12 protein-coding genes are annotated in these 12,708 nt (G+C 34.0%); all 12 read right to left on the bottom strand.

Features of this window, described 5'->3' with window-relative positions; all coding sequences use genetic code 11:
* Positions 1–4 precede the first annotated feature (4 nt).
* The 12 genes from ACK1U5_RS03145 to ACK1U5_RS03090 all read right to left on the bottom strand — a co-directional run bounded on the left by ACK1U5_RS03145 (position 5) and on the right by ACK1U5_RS03090 (position 12,700).
* Complete coding sequence (locus ACK1U5_RS03145; RefSeq protein ID WP_044784030.1) at positions 5–757, bottom strand: IclR family transcriptional regulator; 753 nt, start codon at positions 755–757, stop codon at positions 5–7.
* Positions 758–912: 155 nt separating this feature from the next.
* Positions 913–1,464, bottom strand: coding sequence for a signal peptidase I (gene lepB / locus ACK1U5_RS03140; RefSeq protein ID WP_000662498.1), 552 nt, complete (start codon positions 1,462–1,464; stop codon positions 913–915).
* A gap of 23 nt (positions 1,465–1,487) precedes the next feature.
* On the bottom strand, positions 1,488–2,165 hold the full coding sequence (locus ACK1U5_RS03135; RefSeq protein WP_048568578.1) for a copper homeostasis protein CutC: 678 nt from the start codon (positions 2,163–2,165) through the stop codon (positions 1,488–1,490).
* Between the two features lie 512 nt (positions 2,166–2,677).
* Entirely contained in the window at positions 2,678–3,805 is a 1,128-nt protein-coding gene (locus ACK1U5_RS03130) for a hypothetical protein (RefSeq protein ID WP_065703778.1), read from the bottom strand.
* A 1-nt stretch (position 3,806) separates the two neighbouring features.
* Entirely contained in the window at positions 3,807–5,465 is a 1,659-nt protein-coding gene (locus tag ACK1U5_RS03125) for a DEAD/DEAH box helicase family protein (RefSeq protein WP_065703776.1), read from the bottom strand.
* 1 nt (position 5,466) lies between these two features.
* Positions 5,467–6,000, bottom strand: coding sequence for a metal-dependent hydrolase (locus tag ACK1U5_RS03120; RefSeq protein WP_113710660.1), 534 nt, complete (start codon positions 5,998–6,000; stop codon positions 5,467–5,469).
* Positions 6,001–6,622: 622 nt separating this feature from the next.
* A complete protein-coding gene (locus tag ACK1U5_RS03115; protein ID WP_087875524.1) occupies positions 6,623–7,771 on the bottom strand; it encodes an acyl-CoA dehydrogenase family protein in 1,149 nt (382 codons plus the stop codon).
* A 154-nt stretch (positions 7,772–7,925) separates the two neighbouring features.
* A complete protein-coding gene (locus ACK1U5_RS03110) occupies positions 7,926–8,558 on the bottom strand; it encodes a YdcF family protein (protein WP_000662216.1) in 633 nt (210 codons plus the stop codon).
* Positions 8,559–8,886: 328 nt separating this feature from the next.
* Positions 8,887–9,474 carry a GNAT family N-acetyltransferase gene (locus ACK1U5_RS03105; protein ID WP_000402584.1) on the bottom strand — a complete coding sequence of 196 codons (588 nt, stop codon included), beginning with the start codon at positions 9,472–9,474 and terminating at the stop codon, positions 8,887–8,889.
* A 391-nt stretch (positions 9,475–9,865) separates the two neighbouring features.
* A complete protein-coding gene (locus ACK1U5_RS03100) occupies positions 9,866–11,194 on the bottom strand; it encodes a YjiH family protein (protein WP_113710659.1) in 1,329 nt (442 codons plus the stop codon).
* A 111-nt stretch (positions 11,195–11,305) separates the two neighbouring features.
* A complete protein-coding gene (locus tag ACK1U5_RS03095; protein WP_048568574.1) occupies positions 11,306–12,184 on the bottom strand; it encodes an aminoglycoside phosphotransferase family protein in 879 nt (292 codons plus the stop codon).
* A complete protein-coding gene (locus ACK1U5_RS03090; RefSeq protein WP_000440851.1) occupies positions 12,185–12,700 on the bottom strand; it encodes a GNAT family N-acetyltransferase in 516 nt (171 codons plus the stop codon).
* Positions 12,701–12,708: the final 8 nt, after the last annotated feature.

Here is a 12,708-nt window from a genome sequence, read left to right as displayed (position 1 = left end):
CTTTCTATGCCAAAAAGCCGAGTTCTTTCGAAATGCGATGCGCTGTTTCTTTCACCTTCGCAATAAAATATGAAATGTTACTTTCGCTGTACTCAATTGCTAATCCTGAAATACTAATGCCTGCTACAACCGTTCCATCGCTCGCGAAAATGGGTGCTGCTATCGCGGCTGTATGATTTTCTAACTCAGAATAACTAATTGTGTAGCCTTCCTTTTTTGCCATTTGCAACACTTCTAACAATTGTTCCTTATCCACGATTGTTCCATCTGCAAACTGTTTTAAATCCACTTCCTCTATGTATCTCCGTTTCTCTTCCTCAGAGAAATACGATAGTAAAATTCTTGGACATGCACCAGCATAAAGCGGTGCTCTTCTTCCAACTGCCGTATACACGCGTACTGGCTGAACACCTTCCATCTTTTCAACATAAATTGCGTCATTACCATCTTGAATTATTAAATTAACTGCCTGTCCTAAACTATCTCTAAGTTCTTTCATATAAGGAATTGCTATATTTCTTACTGATAATCGGTGTGAAACAAGTTGACCGAACCGTAAAAATACGACCCCTAAACGATATTTCCCCTTTTCGTTTTTTTGTAAAAACTCCATCTCTTCCAACGAACCAATTAAACGATAAACAGATGTTTTCGGCATATTTGTAAGCTGAACCATCTCAGTTAAACTTAGCTCTTCATGCTCATAAAACAACTCTAAAATATCCATTGTCTTAACTGCCGTTTTATTTATACTCATTCTATCTCCCTTTCGTTCCGAATTACGGAACTTAAATTCCGTTTTTCGAAACAAACATATAATTTAAAATTATAAAATATTCTTTCAATTCAATCAATAGATTTTAAGCAAATAAAAAAGTATGGAAGAATATCTCTCCCATACTTCACCACACTTTATAACGCTCTTACTTGTTCCAACGGCCAGAAAACAGCTTGTCCTTTTCCGACAATTTCATCTTCTGAAATAAAGCCAAACATGCGACCATCCTTAGAAACTTCACGATTATCCCCTAAAACAAATACTTGGCCTTCTGGCACTTTCGTTTTCCCAGTGATTTGTTCTAACGTAAAGTCTGGAGTTAATACACGACCTACTGCTTTTTCTTTAAACTTTTTTAAATATGGTTCTTCCATCGCTTTTCCGTTTACATATAAAACATCATTTTTATACTCAACTGTATCGCCTGGCAAACCAATTACTCGTTTTACTAAATCGTATCCTTCTTTTCCGTGGAAGACGATAATATCAAAGCGATCTAATCCACTTATACTATAACCAATCTTATTCACGAGAACTCGTTCGTTATTTTTTAAAGTGGGCATCATTGATTCACCTTGCACTAAAGAAGGTGTAAATAAAACACCGCGAATAATAGCAATTAATACAAGGGTAAAACCTATCGTTTTAGCCCAAGAGAATAATTCTTTCTTTGTATTTTCCTTCATCGTTTCTCCTCTTTCTTAAGCACTTATTTTATTATTTCAACTAATTCTTGTACTAAATTAGGATCTATTTCAGAAAAACATGATTTTCCTTCTCTTACCGCTGTACCGACATGCGCCTGCGTGATTCCAGTTTCATCTAGCAATCGCTTTATATTTTCTTTCGTCACGCCAGCTCCAGCTACAAGCTGAATTTGACCATCACTTACCTTTTGCATTTCTGTAAGCACCGGAATATTCTCTACTATATTTCCTTGTCCACCTGAAGTTAAAACGTGAGTCACTTTATGAAACTTCTTTAAAGTTCTCATCGCTTCTACTGGATTTTCTATATCATCTATCGCACGGTGGTACGTTACATTTATTCCATCTACAACAGATAGTAAGTCCGCTAATTTCTCTTCATCCACTTCATTTCGTTCATTTAATACGCCCAATACTACACCAGCTGCTCCTAACTTCTGTGCAACTATAATATCTTCTTTCATCATTTCAATTTCTTCTTCCTTATATGTAAAAGACTTCGCATGCGGACGAATCATAACATGAATTGGGATACTTACCGCTTCTACCGCTTTTTTTATAAAAGCATAACTCGGTGTTAAACCACCTTCTGTATAAGATGAAATTAATTCAATCCGCTTCCCGCCAGCGCTTTCAATTCGTTTTACATCTTCTAAACATGTTGCAATAACCTCTAGCATGAGATGACCTCTTTTCGTGCTTTTTTCTTATTATAACATTAGTAAAAATAAGAAGCCTAGCTTTCTCCTTTAAAACTTAAAAAAGAAGAATGAAAAGAAAGATTTTTTAATCAATATGTAAGAACATAGCTTTTTCTTTTATAGTTTTTATTCTATCTATGAAAAGTGTTAATATATTTCTTATGAAAAAGCCTCCCTTTATACTTACTTTATTTCGGTTTCTTATTTTTTACATTTTACCATTTAAAAATATACACCAAGTTTCCCATACATCTATCCCTAACGACTCAATTTATTACTATTTCATCAATTCTAAATGTAAAAATACCTATTAATCTTTAAATTTTGTTGATAACGATAATTATATTATCAACTTCAAATTCATCAATATCCCCTGCTTATTTTGAGTTAAGCAAGGGATCTAATTAGCGAATCAATGAATAACTCTTCCATCTTCTTATAATGTTTAATATTAAATGTTCTCTATTCAAAACCCACAACAATTTATAGCATCAAATAAAATGTTCTAAATCATATCTTACTACATCTGGTATATACGTGGATTTATTTAATATAGTATAAGAAATTTGACGACTATCTCTACAAACAGAATATTTTTTCTCTTCTTGTATTGACATTAAATCATAAACTAGGAAATAATCACTATCTTTTAATGAAAGTGCACATCCTATTTCCATAATAAGAAATGGGTCAATATGATAAGGAATAAACAATTCAAATCCCGCAGAAACTACAAAAGAATTCTCATTCCAACTAGGGTGACTTATACCTTTAGCTAAACACCATCCTTCCGGTGTTAACCGTACAAATTTTCGACTTTCCTTCTCTATCTGCTCAACCAATCCATACCGAATTGCCAAACTATACCCTAAGTTTTCAACTGATAAAATATTTAGGTCAATCCATTCCTCTGGACTCTCTTGATATTGCCCTACGCTTTGTAGCCAGGATACAGAAAAGTTAGGACTTAGTTTCTGATAGAATCGTTTTAAATTTGTAGCAATATCTCTTTTTCTCCAAATCAATAGCCCATCATCATCTACACTGTACTTCGAATCTTGTTTTTGTAGAACTCCAGTACACACAAAATAGTCTAGGAATTTATAAATCCACACTCGTTCCTCCTCGCAAAAATATAAGCTTTGTATTGCTTTTCTAACAAATTTATCATTCTTTGTTTGCTTGCATACAAATTGTGGAACCTTTGCAACATAAGAAAAAAACAACATACATTTCAAAAAAGGTGTATACATTACCTTTTTTGTTTCTTCTGCGAAAACTTTTATCACATACGTCCTACTTTGTTTTCGTATTTCTTCTTGTATATCTGATGGGATTTTTTTATTAATTACTATACCAAAACGAGATAACTCTCGAATACTTACCTCCGATAGTAACTGACTCCTATAACTATAAAATATCATTTCGTTCTGCACCTCACTAGAGAGACAAGGAAAAACAAACTTTTGCAAATAATTTATGCCCGTTAGTTTATTTGCAATTTGTGATATTATCCACTTTGTTGAAAAATTATCATTTTCATTCATAAGCTTCAACTCTTTGGCAATACTAATAATAACTGATTGATCTAACTGCTTTAATGCCTCGGTTAGATTCATATCATTTCTCCTCCTGTTTTCCTATCCATCCCGCTTTGTGTACCTTATATGGAAATCCATAATGAAGAAGACTAACCCTCCTCTTTCTATAATCGTTTTCTTCAATAGTTCCATCTGACACAAGAGAATATAAAAATCCCTCTTCTTTCCCCTCCTCCTTCGGGAGAAGTTTTCCAACCCTTAAATATTCTTCCCTTTCAGATCCTTGTTGATACGATGTGGCAATAATAACCTCCACTCCTTTTAATAGGACTTTTTCCGCTTTTAAAGAAGAAATATTGCAACAACTAATCTGCCTATCATTGAACTGCTTAATCAATACTTCGTTTTGTTTTTCATCACTCTTCCCATATATACTATCTATGTCAAAAAGTTTTCTATACTTCTCTATTAACTCTGTACGATAGGATGTAATTACCGTTTGTTTTTTTGTATATTTCATTAATAATTCTTTAACAATATTATCTTTTTGGGTATTAAACGCAGCTAATTCCCTTTTTTTATTTGTATTATTACCATAACTATTATATTGTTGCTTCATTTCTGTAGAAAGTGGTATACGCATTTCTATACAAGTAATAGGGACACTATACCCTTTTCTAATCAATTCTTGATGCAATATTTCATACCATTTTGGTCCAACTAAAGCAAAAACCTTAGCCCCTTGTTCATCCGCTCTTGCTAGCGTAGATGCTAGTGCCAACCTATAACGTGTTTGAATCTCAATTGTCCTTTCATAAGTTTTAGCAGGTAACTTATGCGCATCATCATAGATGACAAAACCATAACCATTAAATATATCCATATTTTTAACAATATCTGCGTATGTACCAATAGTAACAGGATATTTTTTTTTGTTTTTCAGTTCATATATCCCAATATAATGTTCTGTAAGATCCGTCTTGTCTAATAACTCTTGTTTCCAACGTTCTGCACTTTCCTGATTTTCAACAAGTATTAAGGTCATAGTCTGAAAATATTCCATTATCTTAAGCGCTACAATCGTTTTTCCAGCTCCAGGTGGCATAATAATTGTCCCACCTCCACTAGCTTTACTCTCATATTTCCGAAATGCTTCAGCAGCATCTTTTTGATAATCTCTTATTATGAAAGTCTTGCCACCATATGTTCGAGAAACTAAGTGAACACCTAATGGCTCTCCTGGGTTGAAAGTATAATCTTTGACGAACAAATCATGATTAAATAATATTTTTTTTATTTCTATTCGATGACGCATTGCAAACAATTTGGAATAAGAGTTTGGATTCCCAATTACTTTAGATTCAATAGATTTAATACCTTGAATTTTCTTGATAACACTTTCATGTTTGGCTACAAGTAATAAATCACCACACTCTTCATGAAACTCCAGTGTCCCATACGCTTGCATATATCTCCGAATTTCCTCTTTAAACGTAACCGAAATTTTCGTATAAGAGTATTCATCTAATACTTGCAGAATATCCTCAGTTACTAAACCTTTGGCAGCAGCCGTCCACAAAGTAAAAGGGGAAATAAGAAAAGTGCTTACTCGCTCAGGGGTTTGAATTACATCAGTAAATGGTAAAAGCTTATTCATTACTTCTCGCTCGGGATCAAGCCAGTCTAACACATATAATTTTTTACTTTTTGCATGAACAATAAGCGGTTTGTTATACATTTCACATCGCTCCAATTCTTATAATCATGCTACTGAGTAATTGGATTGTTGAGTATACAAAGGAAAGGGCCAATCCATTTATTAATAATAAAACAAAACTAAACATAGCTATCCAAAAAATCACATTTTCAAAAGAAGAGCCTACCTTAAAAGTAAATGGAGCTTTATAACGCTTATTATCAAATGGAAGAAATAAACGTACTCCTTGATGAGTAAAATAATCTCCCATAAGATGAAATAAATATCCCATGCTTATTCCTAGCAAAAAAGAATACTGGAAAATAAAATACAAAAGAGAGATAATAATCCAGGCCACAAAAGAGTGAGTAAGACCTCTGTGTCCAAGTTTCTTTTTTACAAATTTTGCAACGCCCAAAGAATGTCGCCCTATGTATGAATTTGGTTCATCAATATCTGGCAAAAGACTTCCTAACAATATTCCTGTTACATATCCAAATGAAAAAGGATAACCTGATATAAATGAAAGTGTAGCCCCTATTGCAACAGATGTAGCCATATGTGTATCATAACGCACTACTCTTTCCTCTCCCTTATAAGAAAATATAGTAATACTTTTATTACAATATGAATGCTACATATATACTATGACAAACACTATTTATACTGTACTTTTAAGTTGTATCTTATAAAAGTATTCAGCAGCGTTAAGTAAAAACAGCAACTGATTTAATTCCTAAACATATTTCAACAAAAATAAAATACATTTTCCATTGTTACTTGTATCTAACAATCGAAAATGCATTTTATCTAGAGGTTACTTTACTTTTAACTAATAAATAGTAACCTTTTATTTTTTCTTCTATTTGTAATTCTCTGCATTCGATTTTTTAATCGCTGATAACCATGGGTGAATCATTACAAAAATATCCATAAATTCACAACGATATTTTTGTAAGTTTGTACTTTACCAAATTTTATTTGTTTGCAATTAAAATTTATTTCAGCTGCCTTTTTAACTTAAATACAAAAAACTAAACTCAATAATTATATCAAGTTTCTCATCACCTTCTAATGTGACTTCCATAATTATTCTATACTACATATAATAAATAAACCCTGAAGTACAGCGAAACAGAACAAAAATAGCAGAACCTAAATGAATTAGGTCCTGCTATTTTTGTTGAATCCCTAAAACATCACGACCGAAACGCCGCATCCGCCAGCATAGACAATGTTGCATCATCCATCGGTGGATTATGCAGTCCTGCTCTGACGTTTAAATAGTAACGATGGAGCGGATTTTTTTCTGATAAACTTTTTGCTCCTACGATGCGCATCGATTTATCCACTATAGATATCGCCGCATTTGTTGCAGCATATTTCACGGCTGCTAATTCTGCTTGCAGTGATAGTTTATCTTCTGCCTCATCGTACTTTTTCGCAATTTGATATAAAAAGACGCGAGCTTGCATAAGCTCGAGTTCTAATTCTCCAACTAATCTTCTAACATTCGGCAATAAACTAATAGAATGGTTTAAACTGTTTGGCTTGTATGATTCCGCAAATTGAACTGCATAATTTCTTGCTGATTGTGCAATTCCTAAATAACATGCTGGTATATGTAGCAACCAGCCAACACCCTTTTGTTTTACTTTCCCGCCTTTTATATCTGTAAAAAAGCGACTTTCTATCTCTATATTTTGTAAGACAAGGTCGTGGCTAGCAGTCCCTCGCATTGCAACGCTATCCCACGTTTCTTCAATAGATACACCGAGTGTATTTCTTGGAATAACAAACTCACCAACTTCTTCTTGGCCTTCCATACTTGCTGAAATAATAAAATAATCAAGTACTGGCGCCATCGTTGTAAAAGTTTTTCTTCCATTTATAACCCACTTCTCGCCTTGTTGAACCGCTATTGTTTCTGGTTTGCCGCCACGCGTCGGACTCCCTGTTTTCGGTTCTGTTGCTGCCCTGTTAAAGAGCGCACCATTACGTACTTCTTCGCAAAACCATTTGAACATCTCATCATTCCAAGAGCGATTTTCCGCTAGCTCTTTCACAATGCCAAGATGCCAGCCAATCGATAATGCAGTAGCTCCGCAGCCTTCCGCGATTTTCTCTTGAAATAAAACAAAGTCATATAAAGAAATCGCACTACCACCAAATTCCTTCGGTAACGTTAATTTCGTATATCCGATATCTTTCAAATCATTTATATTTTCATACGGAAATGATCCCAATTCACTTAGCTGATGCTCCCTTTCCATGAACTTCGGAATCAATTTATTTATTTGTGCAATAATGAAAGATTGTTCTTCTGTTTCAACAAATGAGAGTGCCATACTATAATCTCCTTTATGTTCGATTCATCAACCGCTCACTTTTTCATTATGATTATATGAAGCTACCTCTCTATTGTTTCACTATTCCGATAAAAATACAATGTTTTTGACTAATAAGAAAAGTTCCTATTTAAGGATAGGTTCTTTTCTTATGTTAATCTCCCTTCAATGCCTTTAATGGCAAAGAGGTTACATATCCAATATACGAGAATAATTCTTTAAAGAAGAATGGAATTTCTGTGTCTAACGTTTTATATGCTGATGTCGGCGTTGGTGAAGCATACGCTTCAATATTAATATGTTTTGCAATTCTCATTGCGCGTTTCATATGAAGTGGATCACTTACAATCGTGTATGTGCGTATTCCGTTCTCTATTCCAACTTGCTTCGCATTTTTTAAATTTTCTTCAGTGAAAAGGGATTTAGTTTCAATTAAAATATCTTCCTCTTTTACACCTTGTTTCATTGCATATACTCTTGCAGTACGTGCTTCCTCAAGTTCTGCCTCGAACTTTGTACCACCTGTAAAAATAATCTTTTTAATATTTCCGTTCTTATATAAAGAAATCGCATGATTAATTCTTTCTTTAAATACAGGAGATGGTTTTCCGTTCCACGAAGCTGCTCCTAGTACGATACCAGCATCCGTTTTCACGTCATCATTTGCTTTAAAACGATAACTCCAAATATCGTAAGCTGCATAACTTACATATAAAATAGCAGAACAAATCATTAGTAAAAATACTTGAAAGATTCGTCTTTTCTTACTCTTCTTATTTTCTTTCATTTGTAATTGCCTCCGTACATCATCCATACTTCTATAAAAACATTTATATCAAATCGTTTTGTTTGAGTTTATTTAAAAGAAGGAACTTTACTTGTTATTTATGTATAAAAGGGTTTTCATTTAAAATTGAGGATTATCAATTCATTTTCATTTGCGGTTTTCATTACATTTTTTAAATTCCTAAGTTTATTACCATACAACTACATTGTAACGAATTTTTTCTCAGAAGGGAACGATGAAACAAAAGGAATTAAAATAAAGTAGCATTTTGTAAGAAAAAAGGTATATTTTTCATGTCTCACGAACAATATACCTTTCAAAACACGAATTATAACTTTTCTTTATATAACTCTAATTTTTCTAACAATTGTTCTTTTACGCCTGGCCATTCACTCGAGATAATACTGTACACCACCGCATCTCTCACATAACCATTCGGTAATTTTCTTTCATTTCTAAGCACACCTTCTTTTACTGCGCCTAATCTTTCAATTGCTCGTTGTGCTTTTTCATTTCTTGCATCCGTCTTAATTTGCACTCTCAGCATATGCAGTTTTTCAAAAGCATACTGGAGAAGCATATACTTACACTCTGTATTTATACTCGTACGTTGTACACTCGGATGATACCACGTTTGCCCTAACTCAACTGTCTTATCTTCTACTGAAATATTATATAAACGTGTACTTCCTACAATCTTATTCGACTGTTGATCTACGGTTACGAAAGGTATTTGATTACCTCTTCCGTAACCTTTTATCGCTTTTTGAACGTATTGTTGCATATCTTGCACACTATCCATTTTAGAGATTAAATACGCCCAAATATCCCGATTTCCTTCTACAATCGAAAACAAAGTTTCGACATCAGTATTATCCATTAACCGCAACTTTGCTCTTTCGTGAATAATTTCCATTTTTAAGCCCCCTTTGTTGTTACTATATCACAAGAACAAAAAAACGTATTATAATAATATAAAAATATAGAGCGAAGAATTCTTTTCAAATATATTCTTCTCGTATAAGGTAGGAAGACTCATCAGTAACCCTCAAAAAAAATAATTTTTTGATAATTTCCAATAAATTCTATATAATGATAAACGGGAGGGGATAAAAAATGCTAGATCAAATTACTTGGGGAACGCCAGGCAGCTTATTATGCTTAGGGTTCTTTTTTGCGGGACTAGGAATCTTCTTAAGAAGCGTTACGTCGTATACGAAAAATAAATAAGAATATCCCGCTTTTAAACAAAAGAAGCCCTCTTTTTACAGACGGCTTCTTTTTTATAACTTTATCTTATTAAAACTTTAAAGCAATAAATAAGCAATCGGCGTAATAATAAGTAACGTTAAAATCGTTCTCTGCACATATAAAATAATAAGTTCAGATACTTTTAATGGAATATCTGTTGATAATATACAAGGAATGGAAGCGGAGAAAAACAAAATAGATGATACGGAAACAACTGCAATGACAAACTTTGTCACAATTGGTGCACTTACTACTAATAATGACGGTAAAAACATTTCTGCAATACCAACTGATGCGGCTTTAGCAGCTAATTCTGCTTCCGATAATTGTAATAGCCATGTAAATGGATAGAAACTATAACTAATCCAATCAAATATTGGCGTGAACTTCGCTAAGACGATACCAATTAATCCTACTGACATAATAGATGGTAAAATTCCCATCGTCATAATAAATCCATCTTTTAAATTCACTGCAATATTTTTCATAATGCTCGGTGCAGACTTTGATACTTCTAACGCATCTTCCCAAGCACGTTCTAACATTTTCTCTTTATAAACAGGCTCTGGGAACCCTTCTTCTGTTACATATGTATCTGGTTTTCTACTGAGGGGCGGGATTCTTACGGTGATAGCAGTCACGATGAATGTTACAACAAGTGTAGTCCAAAAATAAACATTCCATAAATGCATAATATCTAATGTTTTTGCGATGATAATCATAAATGTAGCGGATACTGTAGAAAATCCTGTAGCGATAATCGCCGCTTCTTTTGTCGTATACTTTCCTTCTTTATACACGCGGTTCGTAATAAGAAGGGCAAGCGAATAACTTCCAACGAAGGACGCAACTGCGTCGATTGCCGATCTCCCCGGCGTATTCCATAATGGCCTCATAATCGGACGACAAAATGTACCGATAAATTCAAGCAATCCATATCCGACTAATAACGCTAAAAACGCCGAGCCAATTGGAACGAGCAAACTTACTGATATGACTAGCTTCTCATATAAAAACGGTCCAACATCTGGCGCAAAGAACCAAGCTGGTCCTACTTTTAAACAATATAATATGCCAAAAACAACGCCAACTACTTTTAAAATAGAAAAACAAATGTCTATGATAGATGCATTCCATTTCTTCGTATAAAATGGATAAATCGCACCAATCGCCATAACGAACAATGCATAATAAGGTACTACGCCTGGAACCGAAGCCCTAATCCACGATACGATATGATCAATCATAATAGACGATGCACCGTTTATCGTAACAGGAACGAAAAACATAAACACTCCAACGAGACTAGCAAGTATAAACCGAAGAATAATTCCCTTCTCTCTCCCTGTCTTAATTACATTACTCTTTAATTCAATTTCACTCAAAATTCGACACCTCCTATTATCTAAATATTCTGTATAATAATGTTATATTCCTTCTTTCCATTTCTACTATTTAATCATATGAAAAAGCCTATTTTAAAATAGGCTTTTCTATTACCTCTCATAATCATCCACAATCACTTGAATGATACGATACGATTCTTCTGCTACTTTTTCATTACTATCCCTATTCGTATCATATGTAATTAACGCCTTCCAAAGTGCCCATCCTCTTGCTCTATTCCATGTTTCTTCATTCATACGTAACACTTCTTTAAATACGTTTCTGCTATTCTTATCAAAAAAAGTCCACGCCATCGCTGCATCACAAGCAGGATCTCCTACACCTAAAATACCAAAATCAATTACAGCACAAAGTTTTCCCTCTTTAACGAGTAAATTCCCCGGTGCTACATCTCCATGAATCCAAACTGGCTTACGGTCCCATGTTGAACTAAGTGCTACATTCCAAAGGTGCTTTAATAATGCCTCGTCAAAAACATCCTTATTATTTTCAATAGCAACTCTCGCCTCTTCATCATATATAGATATAAGTCCGCCTCGGTAAAAATTATGTGTTCCAGCTAAAGGTCCGTTACTCGCATTAATAGATTGCAATTCTACTAAAAAAGATCCTAAGTCCGCCGCAAATTCATTTAAATCCCGAACGTTTTGTTTCGTAACTGTTTCTCCCTCTATCCACTTATTAATAGACCAAGGCAATGGATACGCTTCAGACGGATTTCCTTTCGCAAGTGGGGTAGAAATCGGTAAAGAAAGCCCCTTACTTAATATAGGAAGCCAACTATTTTCTTTCTCTACTTGCGGTGCATATGTCACATCACTTGGCAATCTTACACTCATCTCATCCCCTAAGTGAAACGTCCTATTATCATGCCCACTAAACTTTACAGGTTTCACTTCTAAATGGGCCCATTCGGGAAACTGTTCCTGTATTAACTTTTCAACTAAACTTACGTTAATTGGATGCATTCACATTCTCCTTTTCTTTTGAAACTTACTAAGCCCATCCGTACTTCCAACATATTCAAAATTATTTTTCTTATAAAAATCATTCAACGTACGATTATGCCCCACGCAATCTAACTTCAAATACTCTTTGTCATGTTGTACATTCTCTTCTATCCACTGTAAAATCCATTCTCCAATTCCGTTCCCCTTATACTTCCGTTTCACCGCAAATCTATGAATATATAATGAATTAGAAACTTCCTCTTTACCAAAAATATGTTCATCCCATTCATTTTGTTTAGGAGAAACTGTAACCGTACCAACTATTTCATCTTCTTTCAGAACAACATACGTATATTTCTCTCTTATACATTCTAGTATTTCAGCCGTAGCTTCCTCTCCTAAAAGATACTGCCACTGATCCACTTCTTTATATTGTAGCCATTGTGCTACTTCTTTTAATAGAGTAATAATGCTATCGCTTTCCTCTTCAGTAGCAGTTCGAATTGTATATTCTTTAACTGTATTTCTCTCCATATCGCTGT

It is taken from the genome of Bacillus sp. XB1 (genome assembly GCF_053557995.1).
Note: the sequence above shows the minus strand (reverse complement) of the source record. Positions and strands in the feature narration are given on the sequence as shown.